The sequence below is a fragment of the Rhodococcoides kyotonense genome, from assembly GCF_001645385.1.
GTDB classification, from domain to species: Bacteria; Actinomycetota; Actinomycetes; order Mycobacteriales; family Mycobacteriaceae; genus Rhodococcoides; species Rhodococcoides kyotonensis_B.
The window spans coordinates 43,108-65,913 of the sequence record NZ_LVHI01000037.1; the positions used below are offsets into that span (position 1 = coordinate 43,108).

Below are 22,806 nucleotides of genomic sequence, written 5' to 3' on the forward strand. Positions count from 1 at the left end.
AACCTGGGCCAACCATCCACGCACGGGTGGCGCAGCCGCACTACAAGATCGTGTAACCGCCGTCGACGAGGATGTCGGCGCCGTTGATCATGGCTGCGCCGGGGGAGACGAGGAAGACGGCAACCGACGTGACGTCGTGGGTTTCCGCGAAGCGGCCCACCGGTATGCGGGCGCGCAGAGCGTCGCCCTTGGGGTTGGACCAGGCTTCACGACCCAGGGGCGTCATGACGACGGTGGGGGAGATGGTGTTGACGGTGACGCCGCGGCCCGCCCATTCTGCGGCAAGGACTTTCGTCAATCCCAGTACACCGAACTTCGAGGCGCAGTAGGCGGCGTGTTCCTCGATGGCGACGGTGGCCGCCTGCGAGGCGATGTTGACGATGCGGCCCGAGCCGCGTTCGAGCATGGCGCGCCCGAACTCCTGGCACATCAGGAACGTGCCGGTGAGATTGACGTCGATGGTGAGGTTCCAGAAGTCGTCGGACAGGTCTTCGGCAGGTGCCAGACGCGCCACGCCTGCCGAATTGACCAGAACGTCGACGTGTCCGAAATCGGCGATCACCGAGTCGACTGCGGAACGGACCGATTCGCGGTCGGCCACGTCGCAGGAAACACTGCGGGCGCCGATGTCCGACGCAGCCCTGGCGGCCGCGTCGCCGTCGCGATCGAGCAGTACCACGGTGGCGCCCTGTGCCACATAGGCTGCACCGATGGCAGCGCCGATACCCGACGCACCTCCGGATACCACGGCCACCATGCCGTCGAACGAGAAGTCGACGGGCGCGGGGAGGGACGTCATGTCAGGGCACACCTTTCGTTCGAGCAGTGGTGTTCGAGGCGGGGCGGGCATGGAGGGGCACCGCCCCGCCTCGAAGTGAAATCGACTTCGGTCGAGCTACTGACCGGGAATTCCCTCGTAGGCGATGTCGCCGGTCTCGAGGTTCTTGTTCGTCAGTTCGACCAGACCGTCGAGGAAGGCCTGACGCTCGGTGACGACGTGCTCGATGGCCACGTCGACGTTGTCCTGGGTGATGGCAGGCATGACGTACACCGGCGCGGTGTCGCCCTCTTCGCCCTTGGCGATGCGGTTCGCGACGGCGAGACCGGCGGACAGTTCGACGGTGCCGTTCTGGAGGGACGTGCCGATGAACTCGCCGCTCTTGACGGCGTTCAGACCGTCCTCGATGCCGTCGATGCCGACGATCGGAACGTCGGTGCGTCCGGCTTCCTTCAGTGCCTGCAGCGCGCCGAGGCCCATGTCGTCGTTCTGCGAGACGACGCCGTCGATCTGGTCACCGAAGCTGGAGAGCCAGTTCTTCGTCTTGTTGACGGCTTCGTCACGCTTCCAGTTCGCGGTGTCCTTGGCCAGAACCTTGATGTCCGGGTACTTCGCGAGAACCTGGTCGATGCCTGCGCCGCGGTTGATCTCACCGGACCCGCCGAGTGGCCCCTGCAGGATGACGATGTTGCCGCGTCCGCCGAGCCTGTCGGCCATCATCTGCATTTCCTGTGCACCTGCGGCGACGTCGTCGGGTTGGACGTTGCCGGAGATCTGATCGGTCTCGAGTGCTGCGTTGACTGCGATGACCGGAATTCCCTTGTCCTTGGCGGACTGGACCTGCGGGGCAAGCGAATCAGCCTGGGCAGGCACGACGATGATCGCGTCGACGCCCTGGTTGATGAGCGAGTCCACCTGACTTGCCTGCGTCGAGACGTCGTTGTTGGCGGAGTTCCACAGCAACTCGATGTCGTTCGCCGCGGCGTAGGTGTCCATACCTTCCTTGCCCGCGGTGATGAACGAGCTCATGTCGTAGACGGTGACGCCGATACGAGTCTTGCCGTCCTGAGCGCTGGTATCACCTGCGCCGCAGGCGGTGAGGCCGACAGTGAGCGCGCCGGCGGCGGCCACGGTCAGCACTTTGGAAGCAAACTTCATTGTCATCTCCAGATCGGTGAAGGGTTGTGCGAGGGTTCGGAAAAGATCGGTCAGGTTCTTCGTTTCGACGACCAGACGTCGACCGACACCGCGGCGACGATGAGCACGCCCTTGATGACGTCCTGCCAGTAGGCGGGGACGACGAGAAGGTCGAGACCGTTGTTGAGCGTTTGGATCATGAACAGGCCGAGCGCGGTGCCCCAGATGGTTCCGCGTCCGCCCATGAGGCTCGCGCCGCCGATGACGACCGCGGCGATCGCGTCGAGTTCGTATCCCTGGCCGAGATTCGGCGGGCCCGAGATGACGCGAGAGGCAAGCATGACACCCGACAATCCCGCGAGCACGCCTGACAGCGCGTAGACGCTGAACAGGACGTTCTTGGCGTTGATGCCGGCGATCTCGGCCGCCGTGCGGTTGCCACCGACGGCGTAGACCCGCATGCCGTACGCAGTTCTCTTCATGACGACGGCCAGCACGAGGATTCCGATGATCATCACGAGCACCGGAATCTGAATTCCGAAGATCTTGGTGTTGGCGATCTGTCCGAACTCGGACGGAAGGCCGTTGATCGGAGCGCCACCGCCGATCACGTACGCGAAACCCGAACCGGCCGTGAGCATACCGAGTGTTGCGATGAACGGGGGCACATTGATGCGAGAAACGAGATAACCGTTGATCGAACCGGCGACGAGTCCGACGGCCACGGCCACGAGTACCGTCATCCAGATCTGGCCCGGGTTGGCCTTGGCCACGGCCGCGGACGCCATGGCCGAGACTGCGATGACGCTGCCGACCGACAGGTCGATGCCACCGGTGAGAATGACGAGTGTCTGCCCGAGAGCGATCAACGCGAACGGTGCGGCCGCCACGAGGATGGTCTGCAGGTTGTCGACGGTGCCGAAACGAGCACTGCGGTAGGAGAAGTAGCCGATCACCAGCAGCATGACGATGACCATGGAATAACGCAATGCCAGAGCTCCGGCCCACGCGCCGGAGAATCGGCGCACCGGTTCTCCGGTCGTTGCCGAGACGGACGTCTTGGCGTCCGGTTCAGCGACGGGTGTTGTCACTGTTGTGCCTCCTCGAGTGGCGACCGGTCAAGGGCCGCAGGGTTTTCGCTACGTGTGTCCAGGGCGGTCGCCATGCGGAAGACCGAGTCTTGAACTTCGGGGTGATCGAGTGCGTCCCGATCGAGTTCGCCGACGAACGCACCGTCACGCATGACGAACGCGCGGTGCGACAGTCCCACGATCTCCGGCATGTCCGACGACGCCATCACGACAGCCATTCCGCGGCTGGCGAATTCGGTGATGATGCGGTAGATCTCGGAGCGGGCCCCGACATCGACGCCACGAGTGGGCTCGTCGAGTAGCAGCACGTTGACGGTACCGGTCAACCACCGCGCCAGCACGACTTTCTGCTGATTTCCACCGGAAAGTGTACCGACGGACTGTCCCATTCCTCGACTGCGCAGCCGCACCGACTCCATGGCGTCGGAGACCGTCTTGGTGCGAGTCCTGTTTCGCAGCCAGCCGGCGATGCTGAAGCTCGACAGTCTGGGCAGTGATCCGTTGTCCAACACACTCATCGACAGGACGACGCCGTTGATCTTGCGATCCTCGGGAACCATCGCCATGCCTGCGGTGATGGCCGCAGCGGGCTTGCCTTTCGGGACCGTGCGACCGTCCACCTTGACCGTTCCCGACGTCACCGCGCGCATACCGAACAGTGCTTCGAGCAGTTCAGTGCGACCGGCGCCGACGAGCCCGGCCAGACCGACGATCTCGCCGCGCCGCACCGTCAAGTTCACCGGAGCCGAAGCGCCTGACACGTGCAGGTTCTCGACCTCGAGGACGACGTCACCCGTGCCGGACACGACGTCGGGAAACAGGGTTTCGAGTTCACGTCCGATCATCGCGGTGACGATCTCGTCGTCGGTGATGTCGGTGAGCTTCTCGTCGGTGATGAGCTTTCCGTCGCGCAGCACGACGACTCGGTCTGCGATGGCACGGATCTCGGCCATCTTGTGCGTCGTGTAGACCATGGCGACACCGCGATCACGCAGTTGCTTCATGACCTTGTAGAGACCCTCGACCTCGCGCTCGGAGATCGCAGAAGTCGGCTCGTCGAGCATGACGACCTGGGCGCCGGTCCGCGCGGCCTTGACGATCTCGATGATCTGGCGCAGGCCGACGGGCAGACTACCCATCCGTGCGTTCGGCGAGATCGAGACGTCGAACACCGCAAGCGCTTTCGCTGCCTCGTCGATCATCGCACGGCGGTCCAAGAAGAAGCCGCGGCGCTTCTCGCGGCCGACGAACATGTTCTCGTACACCGTCATGTCGTCGATCGACGCCAGTTCCTGCGGCACGATGGCGACACCGTGCCGCACGGCATCCCTCGGGTCGCCGGCGGACAAGGTGTGCTCACCGATCATGACGGTCCCCGTGTCGGCGCGGATCTGACCGGTCGCGATCTTCATCAGAGTGGACTTGCCTGCGCCGTTCTCACCCGCCAGAGCGGTGACGGTGCCGGGCTCCAGCTCGAGTGAAATACCCTTCAGGACAGGCACTCCACCGAAACTCTTCGTCACCTCTCGACATTCGAGCAGCCGTGTCACGGTCGTCCTCCGACGGTGATGAGTACCTTCACGTGTTCGGGATCGGTCGACGCCGTGAACGCGTCGGCGGCGCGATCGAGCGGGAACTCGCCGGTCACGAACTCGTCGATCGGGACGAGGCCTTCGGTCAGCATGTCGATGGCCTCCCGCACGTCCTCGCGGACGTACATCAGACACCCGGCGACGATGATCTCGCGGTCCTGAACGAGGTCGAGGGGTACCGCCGTCGCGCCGGCAGCAACGCCGACGATCAGGACGACGCCGCCCTTGTCCACGAGGTCGACTGCCTGAGCGACCGACGATTCCCGCGAGACGCAGTCGATGACGACGTCGGCAGGCCCGCCGAGGGCTTCTTTCGCGGTGGCGACGGCGTCCGAAGCGGTCGGATCGAAACTGCCGACGGCGCCGAGCCGTTGCGCCCGAGCGCGTTTCGACTCCAGAAGATCTGCGACGACGACGGTCGCACCTGCACGACGTGCTGCGAGCAGCACGAACAATCCGATGGGCCCCGCGCCCAACACTGCGACGCGTTTGCCGTCGAGTCCGTCGACGAGTGTCGCGGCCCGTCGTACAGCGTGAACGGGGGTGGCGAGGGGCTCGATGAGGGCCGCGTGACGGTCGTCGAGTGCGTCGTCGAGAGGGATCACGCGGTCGGCAGCGATCGTGAACGCGTCGGTCAGGCCGCCGGGTGTCTGGCACCCGAACACCGCGAGTTCGGCGCAGATGTTGTAACGCCCGGCGAGGCACTGAGTGCAGTGCCCGCACGCGAGATTGGGTTCGACGACGACGCGTGTGCCCACGAGGGATGCGTCGACACCGTCGCCGATTGCGTCGACGACGCCGACGACCTCATGGCCGGGCCGAAACGGAAGGTCGATGAACGGATGCCGACCGTGTGCGGCGTGGACATCGGATCCGCAGATGCCGACGACGGTGCTGCGCACGCGGACTTCTCCGGTCGCCGCTTCCGGAGTCGCGACCGTCTCGACGCTGACGCTGTCGATGCCTTCGACGAGGATGCGCCGGACGGTGGACACCTCGGTGCTCACCATGCTGTGTATCCTCCGTCCGCGACGAGAACCGAACCGGTGATGAAACTCGCTGCGTCACTCGCCAAGAACACGACACTCGGGGCGATTTCCTCGGGCATCGCGTATCGCTGCATGGGTGCGTCGTCGATCCAGTAGCGCTTGAGATCGGGACGGTCCACCGGAGCCATCTCGGTCTTGCAGTAGCCGGGGGCCACGGCGTTGACGCGGATACCGAGCGGGCCCCATTCGGCGGCAAGGGATTTGGTGAGATGGTGTACGGCGGCCTTCGACGCGTTGTACGCCGGCTGCATCTGCGGGCGGTTGACGATGATGCCCGACATGGAACCGATGTTGACGATCGACCCGCTCTTCCGCTCGCGCATGTGGGCGCCGACGGCAATGCTGCACTCCCACAACGCTTTGACGTTGAGGTCGAAGACGTTGTCCCATTCGGTTTCGGTGACGTCCCACGAGTCGTTGTGGTAGCAGGTTCCGGCGTTGTTGACGAGGATGTCGACGTGACCGAGCGTGTCGATCGCCTCGGCGGTCATCCGCTCGACGTCGGCGTGCCGGGTGATGTCGGCTGTGATGGCCGCGAACTCGTGGCCTTCGGCTGCGGCCTCGGCGACGACCTTCTCGTTGCGTTCCGCGCTGCGTCCGGCGATGGCGACCTTGGCGCCCGCCGCGGCGAGACCGAACGCGAACGCGCGTCCGAGTCCTTGGTTGCCGCCGGTGACGATCGCGGTACGTCCGGTCAGATCAAAGGGATTGTTGCTCATGCAGGCACCACTATCGACTTGAGGCTGGCAGGGTCGGTGTCGCTTTCGAGCGCGTCGGCGACGTGCTCGAGGTCGTAGCGTCCGGTGACGAGCCGGTCGAGATCGACCAGTCCGGACGACGCGAGATGGATTGCAGCGGGCCAGGTGTCGGTGTAGCGAAACACGCCGGTGACCGTGATCTCGAGGTTCTGGATGTGACTGACGGGAAGGGGGTAGTCGTCGGCGCCCATTCCGACCAGAACGACGCGCCCGGCAGGTCCGACGGCACGGATGCCGCTCTGCACGGCCGGGACGGCACCGCTGGCGTCGACGAATGCGTCGACCTGGGGATCGAGCGCGGCGACGTCGTCGACCGTCGGATCGATCACTTCGGTGGCGCCGAAGGTCAGGGCGCGCTCGCGCCGCGAGGCGACAGGGTCGGAGACGACGATTCGTGCAGCACCGAAGGCGCGTGCGGCCTGTGCGGTGATGATGCCGATGGGGCCGGCCCCTGCGATCAGGATGGACGATCCGGGAGCGATCCCGGCCTTGCGCATCGTGGTGACGGCGACCGACAGTGGCTCGAGCAGTGCTGCCGCCTCGTCGGACAGCGAATCCGGAACCGGGTGAGCGAAGTCCGCGTCGATCGTGACGTAGCGGCAGAAGGCGCCGTCGACAGGAGGCGTCGCGTAGAACTTCATGTCGGGGCACAGGTTGTAACGCCCGGCCATGCACTGCGCGCAGCGACGGCACGGGTGTTGCGGTTCGACGGCGACGCGCTGACCGATGCGGCTCTCGTCGACACCCTCGCCGACGGCAGCGATCCGTCCGGACAGCTCGTGACCGAGAACCATCGGGTCGTGAACCACGAAGTCGCCGATGCGACCTTCGCGATAGTAGTGAACGTCCGAACCACAGACGCCCACTGCCGCGACCTCGACGAGCACCTCGTTCGGTGCGGGCGTCGGAACGGGGCGATCTTCGATCTCGAGCGTCCGCACGCCCGTCATCACACTCGCGCGCATCGACGATGCGGGCGGTGTCGGTGTTGCGGTGGTCATGAGTGTCCTTCCGGCAGAGGGGAATCGAGGATGAGGGCGCGGCCGACGACGGCGGTCGACGCACCGGTACTCAGGCATGCAGGCATCAGATGTTCGGTCACTCCGCCGTCGAGCGTGACGTCGATCCGACGTGCGAGGGCTGTGGCGATCGAGAGGCGATCGGGGTCGGCAACTCCCGATGTTCCGGGTTCGAGAAGCATGAGCAGCACACCGTCGTACCCGGTCAGATCGACCGTCGATGCGCTCGCCTCATCGACCTCGTCCCAGACCGCCGCCCACACTCGCGACGAGCCGATACCGGGGGTGCCCAGCGGCACGTACAGATCGCCCACGTCGGGGATACGAGGGAGCATGGCGCGGACTCCGTCTACGCTTCCGACGAGGTGAACTCCGAGCATGTCGCGCGGCACGATGGCAGCGAGCTCGTCCAGTTCGTCCAGCGTGACGCCGACGGGGAGACCTTCGTCGGGCGCCATGACGTCGACGTGCACCGCGATCCCTGCCGCCACGAGTGCCTCGGCGGCCTGCGTCCGGAGTCCTGGCGCTGCGGCGTACACGCTACCGACCAGGTGCTTTTCGTATCCGACGTGCCAGGGGGCCAGCGTGATCGTCATGCGTTGTCCGGCCGGTCCAGTGCGTCGACGGCAGTTGCTGCCGCCCAGCGTGCGCGGACTTCGGCGATGTTCCGGGTGGTCTCCCGCGGCGAGACGGTCGTCCGTGCGGGTGGGGTCCATCGCCGTGCGAGTTCGACCATCCCCGCCTCGTCGACGCCCGCTGCTACGGCTGCTGCCTGCACGCATGCACCACGTGCCGTCGCCTCGTCGGCGTCGGGAACGGTGACGGTGTCGCCGGAGAGGTCGGCGAGCAGCTGCAGCGTGGCCGGTGACCGGGCGCCACCGCCGACGACCGTGAGCGGGCCGTCGCAGTCGATCCCGAACGAGCGCAACGCATCTCGACCGGCCAGAAGAGACAGCAGCGGACCTTCGAGGAATGAGCGCGCCATTTCCTCCCGCGTCGTCGCCGACGTGAGGTCCGAGAGCAGGCCCCGTGCGTAGGGACGGTTCGGCGTCCGCTCGCCGTCGAGGAACGGCACGAGCGTCGGGCCGACGGTGGGTTCGGCGGCGAGGGCGAGAGCGGCGAGCCCGGCGTGGTCGGTTCCCAGGATCCGGGCGGCGGTATCACCCACTCGGGCTGCATTGAGCGTGCAGACGAGCGGCAAGTACCCGCCGGTGGTGTCAGCGACGCCGTTGACGATGCCTGCCTCGTCGAACACCGGTGTGCGCGTCGACGTGGCGAACACGCCGGACGTACCGAGACCGATGTACTGGTCGCCGTCGCTCAGACCGAGTCCGAGGTATGCGGCATGCTGATCGCCCGCACCTGCTCCGACGAGCACGGAACGGGTGAGACCGAGCTCGGTGGCCGCGGAATCGGTCAGTGCCCCGGCGGGCTCGGCGCCTCCGAGGACGGTCGGGAGCATCGGCAGCCAGTCGCGTGGACCCGCGGCCGCATCGAGGAATTCGGGCAGCCAGGTCGACGTCGTCGCGTCGAAGTAGCCGGTGCCGGACGCGTCGGATCGATCGGTGACGGCGCGACCGGTGAGCCGGAAGGTCAAGTAGTCGTGCGGCAACAGGATTCGACGCGTGGCGTCCAGCGTCGCGGGTTCGTGTTCGGCGACCCACGCGAGTTTCGCGATGGTGAATGCAGCGGTCGGAAGGGAACCGATGCGGCGCACCCACTTCGGGCCACCGATTGCCTCGACGAGCTTTGCGAGCTGCTCCGCGCCGGTGGTGTCGTTCCACAGTTTCGCGGGACGCAGCGGCTCACCTTCGGCGTCGAGCATCACCAGGCCGTGGCACTGTGCCGCGACGGACAGCGCGGTCACCTGCACGTCGCCGGCAGCGGCGAGCGCAGCCCGGACGGCGACCACCAGCGCCTCCCACCACGAACGCGGATCCTGCTCGCTGCACGGTGGGAACGCGGGAGTATGAGGCGCCGACCCGGAGGCGAGCAATTCGCCCGACTCGGCGTCGCGTACCTCGGCCTTGCACGATTGTGTCGACGAGTCGACACCGACGACGACCTGTCGCGTCACAGTCCGACCACCGGTTCGTTCGACGCGGACATGACGTCGTCGCGAGTTCCGACGCCGCCTGCCGGGTGCGAGTTCACGACGTCGTGCATCGTGTGGCCGCTCAACGACATGGCGACGACGCCGACCGCGTCTCCCCATGCGCCGACTGCGAGCGTGCTCGCCATGGCGATCATGTTTCCCGGGTCGGAATCGGGCTGGGTTGCAGGGAGTTCCGCGATGTCGGTGGCCGCGGACGCGAAGGGGGATTCGACGGACTCGGTGACGGCGACGACACGAACCCCGCGCTCGACGAGGCGGGTCACCAGCCGAGTGAGCTCGGACGAGCGCCCTGTCTTGGAGATGGCGAGCACGAGATCGGACGTCTCGATCGCGCCCATTCCGCCGTGCAGTGCATCCATGGCGGGGAGGTAGAGGGCGGGTGCGCCGCAGACGGACAGCAAATGGGCCAGGCGCTCGGCCATGATTCCCGACGTTCCCGAACCGGTGGTGATGACCTTGCCGGACGTCTCGACCACGGCGCGGGCGACGCGAACGACGCTGGGCTCGACGGTATCCGCGAGGTTGGCCAGGCCGACGGCCTCCCGGACCAACACGGTGTGCGCGAGACGCCGAAGTTCGGCGTCGTCGAGCTTGCTCATATGTCGTACCTCACTGCTCACATGCATAGTGAACAGGATCATGCTTTGTCCGTGCTCATGTGTCAATCAGCTTGCTCAGATGAGCGCATGTGATGATGATGGTGTCAGTGACAGCGAAAGGTGGGGGGATGCCGCAGGAGTCCGAGGTCCGCAGAGTGGGGCCGGAGGAACTCGTCCAGCGAGGATTGATTGCGCGTCGGTACTACGTCGACGGGCGCACACGGGTTCAGATTGCGGACGAGTTCGGTCTTTCCCGCTTCAAGGTGGCTCGCATTCTCGAGGACGCCGTCGCGTCGGGAATGGTCGAGATCACCGTGCACGCCCCGGAATCGATCGACATAGAACTTTCGCGCGCACTGAAGGACGAGTTCGGATTGCGGATGGCGTTCGCGGTCCGCACCGCCAGTGACGGTCAGGACGAGCTGTGGGACGCGGTGGGTCGCGTCACCGCTGAGCTGCTGAGCGAAATCGTCACGCCCGCAGACGTACTCGGCGTCGACTGTGGTCGAACGTTGTCCCGGATGACGACGCATCTCGACGCCATCGCCGAATGCGACGTCGTGCAGTTGACGGGCATGGCGGGTGCCGTCGGTGCGACATCCGCCGAACTGGTGCGTCGAATCACCGAACTCGGGGGAGGGCAGGCGTGGTCGATGTACGCGCCGCTCGTCGTGTCCGACGCACGCACGTGCGCTGCGCTGAGCAGCAGTCGGGGAATTCAGGAGACGCTGCGCCACCATGCCTCGGTGACGAAAGCCGTTGTCTCCATCGGCGCGTGGGGGCCGGGTTTGTCGCAGGTGTACGACTTGCTGACGCCGTCGGAGGCGAGGGACTGGACGGCGAAAGGCGTGGTGGCCGAGTCCTGTGCGCTACTGCTCGACGCGGAAGGAAACCGCGTGCACGGGTTGGACGACCGGCGGATGGGCGTGTCGGAGGACGGCCTGCGCGGCATCGAGCACGTCATTGCCATTGCGGCGGGTGAAGCGAAGGTCGCGGCCGTCCGAGCCGTGCTGAAATCCGGACTGGTGTCGTCGCTGATCATCGACGCCGGGACCGCTGCGGGGCTCGTGCGCTGATTGCGCTCCGCACCCGTGCGCGGATAGTTGCAACCTGGGCCAACTATTCGCGCACGGGCGGCGTAGCCGCCCAGCGAATTCTGATGGGACCCTTGGCTGTCGACGGGTCGACGACCGAACCTTTCTGCGTGATCTCGACCTCGCCTGCGTCGACCATCCGGCGGGCGGCGCGACGTACCGGCTCCATCAGGTCGCGCCAGTTGTCGTCGGACATCGCCCGGGCGACCTCGGACGGACAGATGGTCGCATCGCGGGACCGGGCGTCGAGCAACTCTCTGATCTTGTTCTCGAGGTCGTGATCCGAGGACGTCACCTTGCGCCGCCTGCACGCGTCGCTGCAGTACTTGATGTCATCCCAGTGTCGCTCCCACTTCTTGCGCCATTCGATTCGGCGGCCGCACGACGCACATGTCTTGTCCGGGGGTGTCGATTGCCTGGAGCGGTGTGCGTGGGCCACCGAATCCACTGTAGCTACCGTGGTCGGTGTGATGTGGAGATGAACTGGTAGGTCGCGGACTCGACGATCTGCTGCGGCGTCACGTCGATCTCGTCGTTCAACCACGCGATGATCAGTTCGGCGAGACCGCCGGTGAACAGCAGGCCGTTGATCTCCGACCGTGGCTCGGGCCATGCGTCGCTGCCGTACAGTTCGTGAGCTTGGTCTGCTACCAGGCGGGCGAAGTCGCGCAACGATTCTCGACGATATCGGCGCAACGAGTCGACGGCGAGAGACTCGATCATGGCGACTCGTCCCTTGCGCGGGTCGTCGGTCAACACGGTCACGAATGCGGTGATTGCCTGCCGCACTCGGGCTTCGACGGTGCCGTCGGACGAATGGAGCGCGGCAAGTGCGGCGACTCGGATCTCGTCGGACACCATGTCGACCACCTGGCGCAGCAATTCGTCCTTGCTGCTGAAGCTTTCGTAGAAGTATCGCTCGGTGAGTTTGGCCCGCGCGCAGATCGCGGTCATCGTCGCACCCTTCGCGCCTGCGTCGGCGAAGACGTCCAACCCGGCGTCGAGCAGTCGGGACCTACGTTCGGTTGCGCGGTCGTCGGCGCTCATTCCGGCGTAGCGACGCGTCGTCGGGGTCATGTGTCGATGTTGACAGATGCAGCAGATGTGACGCAGACTACATCCATCTGACATGACGTCCTGTCAGATTACGGGAGGTTCGCCATGGCTCGAATGCTCGCTGCCCCACCCGCCGACTCGCTGCTCGACGCCGTGCGCGGCGACGGCGGGATGCCCATCGTCGGACACACCCTCGAATACATGAGGGATCCACTCAAGTTGTTCGGAAGTCGCTGGGAGAAATACGGCGACGTGTCGTGGTTGACCATGGCGGGCCAGCGGTGGATCACGGTTCTCGGGCCCGACGCGTGCCAGGAAGTTCTTCAGAACAAGGACAAGGCATTCGTCAACAGCGACGGGTGGTCGTTGCTGATCGGGCCGTTCTTTCACGGCGGGCTCATGTTGCTCGACGATGACGAACATCTGCGCCATCGGCGCATCATGCAACAGGCGTTCACCCGGCAGCGTATTGCGAAGTCGGTCGACGCGTTGAACCCGGTCGTCGCCGAAGGGTTGGACCACTGGGAGCCGGGCACCGACTTCCGTGTCTATCCTGCGCTCAAGGCGTTGACACTGGATGTCGCGACGAGCATCTTCATGGGCGGTGCCGAAGGTAGCACGGAAGCCGAAATCGCCACGATCAACGCGAGTTTCGTCGCCTGCGTTCAGGCTGCGACGTCGATCGTCCGATATCGGGTTCCCGGCACCAGGTGGAAGCGAGGTCTCGACGGGCGCAAGGTGCTCGAACAGTTCTTCCGGCGCTACCTTCCGGCGCGACGCGACAACGAGACCGACGACCTCTTCTCGGTGTTGTGCCACATCGAATCCGATACCGGGCAACGCTTCACCGACGACGAAGTCATCGACCACATGATCTTCCTGCTCATGGCCGCACACGACACGTCGACCATCACGCTGTCGACGATGATGCAGTATCTCGGCCAGCATCCGGAGTGGCGCGAACGCTGTCGCGCGGAGGCGCTTGCGCTTCAAACGAATTCGCCGACGTTGCAGCAGTTGGATGAACTGGTCGACATCGATCTGGTCATGAAGGAGTGTCTGCGGCTCGTGTCGCCGACGCCCGTCGTCGCGCGCCGCGCAGTGAAAGACACCGTGGTGCAGGGCAAGTACATCCCCGCTGGCACGTACGCGTCCGTGGCGCCGCATTTCACGCACCACATGGCGCAGTACTGGCCGGATCCGGAGAAGTTCGACCCGGAACGGTTCTCCACGGAGCGGCGCGAGGACAAGGTGCACCGCTACGCGTGGGAACCGTTCGGCGGCGGGGTCCACAAGTGCATCGGCATGTACTTCGCGGGTGCGGAGATCAAGACCATCATGTTCCACCTGTTGAGGCGGTTCGAGTGGAGCGTGGACCCGAGTTACACTGCGCCACTGAATTTCACGTCGCTGCCCTTCCCCGAGGACGGGCAGCCCGTGAATCTACGACGCCGTTAGCCGGTCGCCCTGTCGGTCAGCCAGCGGACGATGTCGGCGGTGACGTCGTCGCGGTTCGTCTCGTTCAGGATCTCGTGGCGGGCGCCGTCGTAGATCGTGACGGTGACGTCGCTCGAGCCTGCTTCGCGGTAGCGCGACCCGAGTAACTCGACGAGCTGTCCACCACCGGCGAGCGGATCGTCCGAACCCGACGCGATCAGCAGCGGCAGCTCGGAGCGAACCTCTTCGAGTTTGTGTGGGTCGGCGAGTTTGTCGGCCTCGGTGAACAATGCCGGGACGGTGGCGGCGGGAAGGTCGAACCCGCACAACGCGTCGGCGACATAGGCGTCCACCTCCGCCTCGTCGCGCGACAGCCACTCGTACCCGGTGCGGTGCTCGAAGGCGCTGTTGAACACACTCAGATCACCGGCGGGGGCGTCCGCCATGCCTGCTGCGAGTACATCGATCGCCGACGATCCCGACAGGACCACGCCCGCATACAGGTCGGATCGCTCGACCAGAACGTGCTGCGCCGCAAACGAACCCATCGAATGCCCGAACAAGAACAGTGGCAGGTCCGGGTAGATCTCCAGCAGGTGTTCGCCGAGCTGCTCGATGTCCGCCCACAGTGCGGGGAACCCCATCGACCCCAGGTCTCCAGGTGTGTCGGTGATCGACGAACCGTGGCCGCGATGATCTGAGGCGACGACGTGAAATCCCGCATCGTTCAGAGCTTCGGCGAATCGCGCGTAGCGGCTGCCGTGCTCGGCGAGTCCGTGCGCGATCTGTACGACGCCGATGGGAGTCTTCCGTGTCGGCCAGGTGTAGGTGCTGATCTCCAGCTGGTCCTGCTTCGAGATGTACGACGACGTATCGGCCACGGCTGCTCCTTCGACGCTGAGGGGGTCATCGTCGAACATAGCGCGCGGGAGTGTTGTCCGTATCCCCGCAGGTGCTCACCATGTTGCCAGGTGCGGCCTGAATTGCTGGCAAAACGACGTGCGGCTGGCGATTCGGTGAGCGTCTACATCAGGCGTCCGGCGAGGCGGCCTCGGTGCGCGCGGGTGTCACATGCAGCAGAGCGTGTTCCAGGACTGTTCGGTCAGAACGCGACGAAGCCGCCCGTGTACTCGGAAGTACACGGGCGGCTTCGATTGTCACTAGGCGACGTTCAATGCCAACTCGTCGTCTGCGACGTCCACCGACACGGTGCCACCCTCGGTGAGGATGTCGTCGAGCAGCAGATCGGCGATCCGGTCGTCGAGCGCCCGCTGGATCGAGCGACGCAACGGCCGCGCACCGAACTCGGGCTGGTGCCCGTTCCGTGCCAACCAGTCGACCGCCGAGTCGCTGAACGTGATCTCGATACCCTTGGCCGACAACCGTTCCCGGCTCTCCTCCAGCATGAGGTCGGTGATCCGGTGCAGTTGCTCGGTGTCGAGCTTGCGGAAGACCACGATCTCGTCGATGCGGTTGAGGAATTCCGGCCGCATCGATTCACGCAGCCGACCCATCACCCGGTCGCGCAGAGGCTTCTCGTCCTGCTCGCCCGTCGTGAACCCCAGACCACCGGACTTGCTGGAGATGATGTCCGAGCCGATGTTGCTCGTCATGATCACCACGGTGTTGCGGAAGTTGACCGTGCGGCCTTGCCCGTCGGTGAGCCTGCCGTCGTCGAGCACCTGTAGCAGCGTGTCGAAGACGTCGGGGTGTGCCTTCTCGATCTCGTCGAGCAGCACAACCGAGTACGGGTTGCGTCGAACCTGCTCGGTCAGCTGACCCGCCTCGCCGTAGCCGACGTATCCGGGAGGCGCACCGACGAGACGGCTCACGGTGTGCCGTTCGCCGAACTCGCTCATGTCGAGGCGCAGCATCTTCTTCTCGTCACCGAACAACGACGCAGCCAGCGCCTTCGCGAGCTCGGTCTTGCCGACACCGGTCGGACCGAGGAACAGGAAGCTGCCGACGGGACGATCCGGATCACTCATACCGGTCCGGCTACGACGCACCGCACGGGCGATGGCCTTCACTGCTTCGTCCTGTCCGACGACGCGTTCGTGCAGTTCCGCTTCCAGGCGGCGTAGACGTTCCTTCTCCTCCTGCGTCATCTGGCTGGCGGGGATGCCGGTTGCACGTGAAACGACGTCGGCGATGTCCTCGGCGGTCACGTCGGGAGCGTCGGCAACCGTTCCGTTCAGCCGCCCCTGCAGCGTCGATACCTCGTCCCTGATCTGCGACGCACGCTCGTAGTCCTCGCGAGCGATGACCTGTTCCTTCTCCACTTCCAGTGCGGCGAGCTGCTTTTCGATCGCAGCACTGTCGACGACCGGACGGGTCAGCTGCTTACGGGCGCCGGCCTGGTCGATCAGGTCGATGGCCTTGTCGGGCAGGAACCGGTCGCCGATGTAGCGATCGGACAGGTCGACGGCAGCGGCAATCGCGTCGTCGGTGTACCGAACACCGTGGTGCTCCTCGTACCGGCTACGCAGCCCGGTGAGAATGGCCTTGGCGTCGTCGACGCTCGGTTCGGGCACCGTCACGGGCTGGAACCGACGCTCGAGAGCGGGGTCCTTCTCGATGTTGGTGCGGTACTCGTCGAGTGTGGTGGCACCGACGATGTGCAGTTCGCCGCGAGCGAGCTTGGGCTTGAGGATGTTTCCGGCATCCATGGCGCCGTCGGCGCCGCCGCCTGCACCCGCAATGGTGTGAACCTCGTCGACGAAGACGACGAGTTCGTCCTTGTGTGCGGAGATCTCGTCGATCACCTTGGTCAGCCGCTCTTCGAAGTCGCCGCGGTAGCGCGTACCGGCGACCATGGACGACAGATCGAGCTGAACGATGCGCTTGCCCTGCAGGCGCTCGGGCACGTCGCCGTCGACGATGCGCTGCGCAAGGCCCTCGACGACGGCGGTCTTGCCGACGCCCGCCTCACCGACGAGCACCGGGTTGTTCTTGGTGCGACGCGACAGGATCTCGATGGTCTGCTGGATTTCGTCGGTACGGCCGATGACCGGGTCGACACCGCCCTGTCGGGCACGTTCGGTCAGGTCGACGCCGAACTTGTCGAGCGTGGGCGTCTCGGAATTCGACGCGGGTTCGACCGTTCCGCCCTTGAGCGCGGTCTGCAGCCCCTCGGGGGTGATTCCCTCCGACGCCAGCAGGCGGCCGGCGATGTGATCCTGATCGGCAGCGAACGCCAGGAACAGGTGTTCGGGGTCGATGTACGTCGATCCGAGCGACTGCGCGATGTGGTGCGCCTCGAGGATCGCGGTCTTCAACGTGCTGCTCAGGGCAGTGGCATTCACCGAGCCGCCGCCTTGCGGCAGCCGCAACTCCACCGCGTCCACGACGGCGGGGGATTGGACACCTGCGCGCTGCATGAGGCTGCGGGTGGGATCGTTCTGTGCCATGACGTGCAGCACGTGCAACGCATCGAGTTCGGCGTCGCCGCGTCCGGCAGCGAACGTGGCCGCGTCGCCGATGAGCGACTGGGTGGACCTGCTCATCAGACGGCTGATATCGATGCGACGAGGGCCTTCGGGCCCCAGGTATGCCGGCATTCGTGTTCCTCCTACGGAAGCTTGAGCGTCTTCGACTCAACTAACGTGCTCGACAAGGTATCAATTCCCGCCGACAGAAAAAACTTCTACACGCCGCGGCCCGTGTGAGAATGGCCCGGTCATCGGAGCATCGACGCGAGGTGGGGACGTGGCGCGAAGCAAGGTCGCGGTTGTCGGGGGTGGAATCATCGGGCTCGCGGTTGCTCGGGAGCTGATGAGGTCGAGGGGCGTCGAGGTGACCGTCTTCGAGAAGGAGGCCTCCGTCGGAGCGCATCAGACCGGTCACAACAGCGGCGTCGTGCACGCGGGCCTCTACTACGAGCCGGGCAGCCTGAAGGCAAGGCTGTGCCGCCGCGGCGTTTCACTACTCGAAGATTTCGTCGCGGAGAAGGGCGTGGCGTTCGACAAGTGCGGCAAGATCGTCGTCGCGCACACCGAGGTCGAATGCCGGCGCCTCGACGCCATCCACGAGCGAGCGCTGGCCAACGGTGTTCCCGGCGTCAAGCTGATCGAAGCGGAGGACATACGCGCGATCGAACCGCACGCCCGCGGTCGTAAGGCGCTGCATTCCCCGGAAACGGCGATCGTCGACTATCCGGGCATGACGCGCGCGCTCGCCGAGGACATCACGGCGTTCGGCGGGCAGATCCGGCTGCGTACCGCAGTGACGGATCTGGCCGAGCGGGCCGCTGGCGTCGACGTTCAGACCCGCTCTGGTGCAAACCGATTCGACCGGGTCATCGCATGCGCTGGTCTGCAGTCGGACCGCCTCGCCGTGACAGCAGGGGAGTCGTCGTTTCCGAAGATCGTGCCGTTCTACGGCGATTACTTCCTGCTGTCACCCGAGAAGTCGGCGTTGGTGAACGGGTTGATCTATCCGGTGCCGGACCCGAAGTACCCGTTCCTCGGCGTGCATGTCAGCAAGACGATTCAGGGCGATGTGACGTTGGGTCCCAATGCTTTTCTGTCGCTCGGTCGCGAATCCTACGACCGTCGGACGCTGTCGCCGAAGGACGTGGCCGACGCCATCGGCTTCCCCGGGTTCTGGAGATTCGCCGCGCGCAACATCCCAGCCGCAGTACGCGAGACCCGAACCGCGCTCAGCACACGGGGTTTTGTCGAGCAAGCGCGTCGATACGTCCCCGCCATCTCCGTCGAGGACGTCCGACGCGGCCCTCGCGGAATTCGTGCGCAGGCGATGAACCGCGACGGCAGCCTCGAGGACGACTTCGTCATCACCGGTAGCGCGCGGATCCTCCACGTACGCAACGCACCGTCGCCGGGCGCTACCTCGTCGCTCGCAATCGCCGAGCATGTCGTGCGAGAGGCTTATCGCCGGGGCGAGTGACCACGGTGGGCATGGTGTACCACTGCTGCCATTCGACGCACGGAATCCCGCATTCGACCGACCGTAACTGGTACACCATGCCCACCCGTCAGCGCTTCTTCGTCCCCGGCAGGATGCCCGCGTCGATCACGGCCTTGACGTAGGGCCGCACACGGATGATCAGGTCCTCGGCATCGGGCACGTCGCGCCAGATGCTCGACGCCAGTGCATCGGTCCTGGCCTCGATGTGTGCATCGAGTGCGACGCCGTCGTCGGTCAATGCTTCGCCTGCGTCGGTGCGCGTCAGCAGGTTTCGCGTGGCGAGGCGATCGAATGCTGCGTCCCATTCGTCGTCCGACCATTGGCGAGTCAGCTGGGTGATCCGCTTTCCGAGGACGCGTCGGGCCTTCGGTTCGGGGTGGAAGGCTTCGTGGAAGACGACGGCCTCGGTCGGGTCCAGCTGCGCGTCGACCAGTGCTGCGATGTGGCCGTCGCCGCGCCACTCCCGGATGACGGTGATCGCGTGCCACAACGCAAGGTGCGGCGCGTCCGGTGCGGTCGCCGAATGCCAGGCGGCGGCGAGTGGACGGCCGGCGAACACCGCGGTGTCGCCGATGTGCCTGAGCCGCTTCGCAACCTCGACCAGTTCGGAGTCGCCAGTACGAGAACCCAGTGCATCACCGAGGACCGAGTCGAGCATCGCCCACCGTCGATCCGACACCCTGTCCAACCCGGCGCCGACGGCAGCAGGCCATGCTTTCTCGATCATGGCGGGGTTGAAGTTGTAGAACGCCGCCGCGACGACACTGGCGACGGTCTCACCCATCGGTGCTGCTCGGGCACCGACGTACCAGGCGTGCCCGTCGAGTCCCAGTTCGTCACCCGCCTCCCTTACCTGGGGGTTGAAGTAAGCCGACACGTGAAAGGGTTCGAGCGTCGTGTAGGCGGCACGTGCGATCTCAGTCAGGCTCATGCTGCTCGAACTTACCTGTAGGTAAGCTAGCGGCCCAGACTCTTCGCCAAATAGATGCCGGTGTGTGTATCGGACTTCACCAGCGCGTCGACCGTACCGGTGAACACGATCTCACCTCCGTTGTGTCCGCCGTCGGGCCCGAGGTCGATCACCCAGTCCGCAGCCGCGACGACGTCGAGGTTGTGTTCGATCACGATGACGGTGCGACCCTCGTCGACCATCCCGGACAGCAATGCGATCAACTTCGATACGTCCGACGGGTGCAGTCCGGTCGTGGGTTCGTCGAGAACGAGGATCGGCGACGACCCCACCAACTCCGTCGCGAGCTTGAGTCGCTGACGCTCGCCACCCGACAGGGACGAAAGGTTCTGTCCGAGAGACAGATACCCGAGTCCGACGTCGGAGCAGCGATGCAGAATGTCGCGTATTTTCTTGACCTCGAAGAAGTCCTGCGCATCCTCGACGGACATCTCGAAGATGTCTGCGATGCTCACGCCGTCGACGGTGTGCTTGATCGCGCCCGACCGAAATCGCCTGCCCTGGCACGTTTCACACATGCTCGTCACGGGATCGGTGAACCCGAGATCGGTGAAGATGATGCCGCTGCCCTGGCAATCCGGGCACGCGCCGTCGGAGTTGGGGGAGAACAACGACGCGGGCTGGCCGGTCTTCTTCGCGAAGTATGCGCGGATCGGATCGAGCAGGCCGGTGTAGGTGGCGGGGGAGGATCGACGGGAGCCGCGGATGGGCGCTTGGTCGATGATGACGGCGTCCTCCGCGACCGAACGTAGGTGTCCGTGAATCAGACTCGACTTACCCGATCCGGCCACGCCGGTGACTGCAGTCAGGACCCCGAGTGGAATGTCGACGCTGACGTCGCGAAGGTTGTGTGTCGCCGCGTTCGCGATGGACACGAAACCCCTTGCGGTGCGCGGGGGCTGCGTCGTCGCGCCTTCTCGTCGCAGGGCGATTCCGGTCCGGGTGTCGGCGGACCGCAGCTCGTCGTACGTTCCCTCGAAGACGACCGTTCCGCCTGCTTTGCCTGCGCCCGGCCCGATTTCGACGATTCGGTCGGCGATGGCCATTACTTCGGGATCGTGCTCGACGACCAGGACGGTGTTTCCCTTGTCGCGCAGCGCGAGCAGCATGTCGTTCAGGCGGTGGACGTCGCGCGGGTGAAGGCCTGTGGTGGGTTCGTCGAACACGTACAGCATGTCGTTGAGCGTCGAGCCGAGGTGACGCACCATCTTGATGCGCTGCGATTCACCACCGGACAGCGACGACGTCGCACGGTCGAGGCTGAGGTAGCCGAGACCGAGGTCGACGAGGCGGCGTAGCTGCAGCACGATCTCCTGGCGAGGGCCGTCGAGACCCTTCAAGCTCCAGCCGTCGAGACGTTCGGCGAGGTCGGACACCTGCATGGCGAACGCGTCGGGAAGCGACAGCCCTTCCAGCGTCGCACTGCGAATGGTGTCGTTGTAGCGGGTGCCGCCGCACGCGTCGCAGATTCCACGTGTGACGATGCGTTCGAAGGCGGCTTTGGCCTTGCCCTTGAGTGCATCGGCATCCTTCGACAGGTAGCTGCGCCGGAAGCGAGAGATGATGCCTTCGTAACTCTTCATGACGGCGTCGGGATTCGGAACCGTCACCTCGCCTGGCTGGGCGTCGAAGAACAGGTGACGCTCTCGTGCCGAATACTGCTCGATCGGAACGTCGAGGTCGAAGAATCCGGAGTCGGCGAACACGCGGTACGGCCACTTGCCGGGCTCGAGGTCCGGGTGCTTGAACGGCCCCTCGCGTAACGATTTCGACTCGTCGACCAACTCGGCGAGATCGATCACCTTGGCCTCGCCGAGTCCTTCGCATTCGGGGCACATGCCCGCCGGGTCGTTGAAGGAGAAGGCGTTGGCGTATCCGATCGACGGTTGCACCCCGCGCGACCACAGCATGCGAAGCCAGTCGCCGATGTCGGTGATGGTGCCGACGGTCGAGCGTGGGCCACCGAACAAACGCTTCTGGTCGACGATGACGACGGCGGACAGATTGGCGATGAGGTCCGCGTCCGGCCTACCGTACGACGGCAGGAATGTCTGCGCGAACGCGGTGAACGTCGAGTTGATCTGACGTTGCGCTTCGGCGGCGATCGTGTCGAACACGAGCGAGGACTTACCGGAGCCGGACACTCCGGCGAAGACGATCAACGAGTGCTTGGGTAGATCGAGGTCGACGTCGTGGAGATTGTTCTCCCGTGCGCCTCGGACAATGATCGTGGACAGGGTGTCGGTCGTGGTCATGGACGATGCTCACCTTTCGCCGGACTGTGCCGACGCATCGTACCGTACGGTGTACGAAATGTCGCTTGGTAGCAGCTGACAGTCCGAGGATCGGAGTTTCTGTCGGTACCCCTCGGTATGGTTCGCCCATCATGAGTTATCGCGTCATCTCGGGCGCATTTCCCCTCCGGAGGTTCCGTTGACCAATCCTCAGTTGTCTCTTGTTGCTGCAGTGCTCGATCGCTCGGGTTCGATGCAGTCGATAGCCGACGACACGCGCGGTGGTTTCGACTCGTTCATCGCGAAAGAACTTGCGCAGGAGGGCGATACCGTCGTCACGCTTGCGCAGTTCGACGATCGGTACGAGGTGGTCTACAGCTCGCGGCCTATCGCCGATGTTCCGCCACTGGTCCTCGAACCCCGTGGCACCACCGCGTTGTACGACGCCATCGGACGTCTCGTCACCGAGGTCGGCGCCGAACTGTCGGCCCTGCCCGAAGATCAGCGCCCCGGTTCCGTGACGGTCCTGGTGATGACGGACGGGCACGAGAACGCCAGCCGCGAATGGACGAATACGGCTGTGCGTGCGCTCATCGAGCAGCAGGAACGTGACTACCAGTGGGACTTCGTGTTTTTGGGGTCCAACATCGACGCGGTCGACGTCGGCACCGACCTGGGCTTCGCGCCGGACAAGTCGATGACCTATGTGTCGACGACCGTCGGAGTCACCGCGGCGTTCGACTCGGTCGCCAACTACCAGGACCGCAAACGCGCTGCGATGCGAGTGATGGGCGCGCCTCCCGCGGCGGGCTTTTCCGACGCAGACCGTCGCGCCGCGCGCGGAGAGTGAGCAAGAAGGGCGGCAACGATACGGCGGAGGAGATCATCGCGATGATCTTCTTCCTCTGCATCGTTGCCGCAATCGTGGGCTGGGCACTGGCGTGACA

General features: G+C 65.2%; 20 protein-coding genes and 1 pseudogene. 4 read left to right on the forward strand and 17 right to left on the reverse strand.

From position 1 onward, the window contains the following. Positions 1-40: 40 nt before the first annotated feature. From A3K89_RS21035 to A3K89_RS21080, 10 genes are all read right to left on the reverse strand, one after another. Positions 41-799 (reverse strand): GolD/DthD family dehydrogenase, encoded by a 759-nt coding sequence (locus A3K89_RS21035; protein WP_068430205.1) that lies wholly within the window; start codon positions 797-799, stop codon positions 41-43. Between the two features lie 96 nt (positions 800-895). Then, positions 896-1,936 carry a substrate-binding domain-containing protein gene (locus tag A3K89_RS21040; protein ID WP_068430208.1) on the reverse strand — a complete coding sequence of 347 codons (1,041 nt, stop codon included), beginning with the start codon at positions 1,934-1,936 and terminating at the stop codon, positions 896-898. Positions 1,937-1,986: 50 nt separating this feature from the next. Further along, a complete protein-coding gene (locus tag A3K89_RS21045; protein ID WP_068430212.1) occupies positions 1,987-3,006 on the reverse strand; it encodes an ABC transporter permease in 1,020 nt (339 codons plus the stop codon). After that, complete coding sequence (locus A3K89_RS21050) at positions 3,003-4,556, reverse strand: sugar ABC transporter ATP-binding protein (RefSeq protein ID WP_068430216.1); 1,554 nt, start codon at positions 4,554-4,556, stop codon at positions 3,003-3,005. Before A3K89_RS21050 ends, A3K89_RS21045 begins: the two co-directional genes overlap by 4 nt. After that, entirely contained in the window at positions 4,553-5,608 is a 1,056-nt protein-coding gene (locus A3K89_RS21055) for a zinc-dependent alcohol dehydrogenase (protein WP_068430218.1), read from the reverse strand. Before A3K89_RS21055 ends, A3K89_RS21050 begins: the two co-directional genes overlap by 4 nt. Continuing rightward, positions 5,602-6,366 carry an SDR family NAD(P)-dependent oxidoreductase gene (locus A3K89_RS21060; protein WP_068430221.1) on the reverse strand — a complete coding sequence of 255 codons (765 nt, stop codon included), beginning with the start codon at positions 6,364-6,366 and terminating at the stop codon, positions 5,602-5,604. Before A3K89_RS21060 ends, A3K89_RS21055 begins: the two co-directional genes overlap by 7 nt. Beyond that, on the reverse strand, positions 6,363-7,406 hold the full coding sequence (locus A3K89_RS21065; RefSeq protein WP_068430223.1) for an NAD(P)-dependent alcohol dehydrogenase: 1,044 nt from the start codon (positions 7,404-7,406) through the stop codon (positions 6,363-6,365). Before A3K89_RS21065 ends, A3K89_RS21060 begins: the two co-directional genes overlap by 4 nt. Further along, on the reverse strand, positions 7,403-8,020 hold the full coding sequence (locus A3K89_RS21070) for a hypothetical protein (RefSeq protein ID WP_068430226.1): 618 nt from the start codon (positions 8,018-8,020) through the stop codon (positions 7,403-7,405). Before A3K89_RS21070 ends, A3K89_RS21065 begins: the two co-directional genes overlap by 4 nt. Beyond that, positions 8,017-9,501: a xylulokinase gene (gene xylB / locus A3K89_RS21075; protein WP_068430229.1), complete on the reverse strand. Its 1,485-nt coding sequence runs from the start codon at positions 9,499-9,501 to the stop codon at positions 8,017-8,019. The genes A3K89_RS21070 and xylB overlap by 4 nt, the downstream gene beginning before the upstream one ends. After that, positions 9,498-10,139 carry an SIS domain-containing protein gene (locus A3K89_RS21080; protein WP_243636793.1) on the reverse strand — a complete coding sequence of 214 codons (642 nt, stop codon included), beginning with the start codon at positions 10,137-10,139 and terminating at the stop codon, positions 9,498-9,500. Before A3K89_RS21080 ends, xylB begins: the two co-directional genes overlap by 4 nt. 128 nt (positions 10,140-10,267) lie before the next feature. Between A3K89_RS21080 and A3K89_RS21085 the strand changes: the two genes are divergently transcribed. Further along, positions 10,268-11,215, forward strand: coding sequence for a sugar-binding transcriptional regulator (locus A3K89_RS21085; RefSeq protein WP_068430235.1), 948 nt, complete (start codon positions 10,268-10,270; stop codon positions 11,213-11,215). Positions 11,216-11,258: 43 nt separating this feature from the next. Here A3K89_RS21085 and A3K89_RS21090 read toward each other — a convergent pair whose 3' ends face one another. The 3 genes and pseudogenes from A3K89_RS21090 to A3K89_RS21095 form a co-directional block, all read right to left on the reverse strand. Then, positions 11,259-11,528, reverse strand: a complete 270-nt coding sequence (locus A3K89_RS21090; RefSeq protein ID WP_254303627.1) for a DUF3253 domain-containing protein — start codon at positions 11,526-11,528, stop codon at positions 11,259-11,261. A gap of 15 nt (positions 11,529-11,543) precedes the next feature. Beyond that, positions 11,544-11,777: pseudogene (locus tag A3K89_RS26625) on the reverse strand (DUF2256 domain-containing protein); the annotation flags it as partial. Beyond that, positions 11,687-12,310 (reverse strand): TetR/AcrR family transcriptional regulator, encoded by a 624-nt coding sequence (locus A3K89_RS21095; RefSeq protein ID WP_174551486.1) that lies wholly within the window; start codon positions 12,308-12,310, stop codon positions 11,687-11,689. The pseudogene A3K89_RS26625 and the gene A3K89_RS21095, both read right to left, overlap by 91 nt. A gap of 84 nt (positions 12,311-12,394) precedes the next feature. Between A3K89_RS21095 and A3K89_RS21100 the strand changes: the two genes are divergently transcribed. Further along, the gene (locus tag A3K89_RS21100) at positions 12,395-13,747 is read left to right on the forward strand and encodes a cytochrome P450 (RefSeq protein WP_068430238.1); all 1,353 of its coding nucleotides are present in this window, start codon (positions 12,395-12,397) and stop codon (positions 13,745-13,747) included. Here the strand turns inward: A3K89_RS21100 and A3K89_RS21105 are convergent. After that, positions 13,744-14,607 (reverse strand): alpha/beta fold hydrolase, encoded by an 864-nt coding sequence (locus A3K89_RS21105; RefSeq protein ID WP_254303614.1) that lies wholly within the window; start codon positions 14,605-14,607, stop codon positions 13,744-13,746. The genes A3K89_RS21100 and A3K89_RS21105 overlap by 4 nt on opposite strands. A 279-nt stretch (positions 14,608-14,886) precedes the next feature. After that, entirely contained in the window at positions 14,887-17,286 is a 2,400-nt protein-coding gene (locus A3K89_RS21110; RefSeq protein ID WP_068430244.1) for an ATP-dependent Clp protease ATP-binding subunit, read from the reverse strand. Positions 17,287-17,434: 148 nt separating this feature from the next. On the opposite strand from A3K89_RS21110, the gene lhgO reads away from it, so the two are divergent. Further along, positions 17,435-18,634, forward strand: a complete 1,200-nt coding sequence (gene lhgO, locus A3K89_RS21115) for an L-2-hydroxyglutarate oxidase (RefSeq protein WP_068430247.1) — start codon at positions 17,435-17,437, stop codon at positions 18,632-18,634. A gap of 88 nt (positions 18,635-18,722) precedes the next feature. On the opposite strand, the gene A3K89_RS21120 is transcribed toward lhgO, so the two are convergent. Further along, positions 18,723-19,586 carry an SCO6745 family protein gene (locus A3K89_RS21120; RefSeq protein ID WP_068430250.1) on the reverse strand — a complete coding sequence of 288 codons (864 nt, stop codon included), beginning with the start codon at positions 19,584-19,586 and terminating at the stop codon, positions 18,723-18,725. 26 nt (positions 19,587-19,612) lie between these two features. Continuing rightward, the gene (locus A3K89_RS21125) at positions 19,613-21,880 is read right to left on the reverse strand and encodes an ATP-binding cassette domain-containing protein (protein WP_068430252.1); all 2,268 of its coding nucleotides are present in this window, start codon (positions 21,878-21,880) and stop codon (positions 19,613-19,615) included. A gap of 178 nt (positions 21,881-22,058) precedes the next feature. On the opposite strand from A3K89_RS21125, the gene A3K89_RS21130 reads away from it, so the two are divergent. After that, entirely contained in the window at positions 22,059-22,709 is a 651-nt protein-coding gene (locus A3K89_RS21130) for a VWA domain-containing protein (RefSeq protein ID WP_240931368.1), read from the forward strand. The last annotated feature ends 97 nt before the right edge of the window (positions 22,710-22,806 follow it).

Coding starts and splice junctions, on each gene's coding strand:
- A3K89_RS21125 (WP_068430252.1), bottom strand. CDS start 21,880: ATGACCACGACCGACACCCTGTCCACGATCATTGTCCGAGGCGCACGG.
- A3K89_RS21060 (WP_068430221.1), bottom strand. CDS start 6,366: ATGAGCAACAATCCCTTTGATCTGACCGGACGTACCGCGATCGTCACC.
- A3K89_RS21110 (WP_068430244.1), bottom strand. CDS start 17,286: ATGCCGGCATACCTGGGGCCCGAAGGCCCTCGTCGCATCGATATCAGC.
- A3K89_RS21055 (WP_068430218.1), bottom strand. CDS start 5,608: ATGGTGAGCACCGAGGTGTCCACCGTCCGGCGCATCCTCGTCGAAGGC.
- A3K89_RS21095 (WP_174551486.1), bottom strand. CDS start 12,310: ATGACCCCGACGACGCGTCGCTACGCCGGAATGAGCGCCGACGACCGC.
- A3K89_RS21120 (WP_068430250.1), bottom strand. CDS start 19,586: ATGAGCCTGACTGAGATCGCACGTGCCGCCTACACGACGCTCGAACCC.
- A3K89_RS21040 (WP_068430208.1), bottom strand. CDS start 1,936: ATGAAGTTTGCTTCCAAAGTGCTGACCGTGGCCGCCGCCGGCGCGCTC.
- A3K89_RS21080 (WP_243636793.1), bottom strand. CDS start 10,139: ATGAGCAAGCTCGACGACGCCGAACTTCGGCGTCTCGCGCACACCGTG.
- A3K89_RS21035 (WP_068430205.1), bottom strand. CDS start 799: ATGACGTCCCTCCCCGCGCCCGTCGACTTCTCGTTCGACGGCATGGTG.
- A3K89_RS21085 (WP_068430235.1), top strand. CDS start 10,268: ATGCCGCAGGAGTCCGAGGTCCGCAGAGTGGGGCCGGAGGAACTCGTC.
- A3K89_RS21100 (WP_068430238.1), top strand. CDS start 12,395: ATGGCTCGAATGCTCGCTGCCCCACCCGCCGACTCGCTGCTCGACGCC.
- A3K89_RS21065 (WP_068430223.1), bottom strand. CDS start 7,406: ATGACCACCGCAACACCGACACCGCCCGCATCGTCGATGCGCGCGAGT.
- A3K89_RS21070 (WP_068430226.1), bottom strand. CDS start 8,020: ATGACGATCACGCTGGCCCCCTGGCACGTCGGATACGAAAAGCACCTG.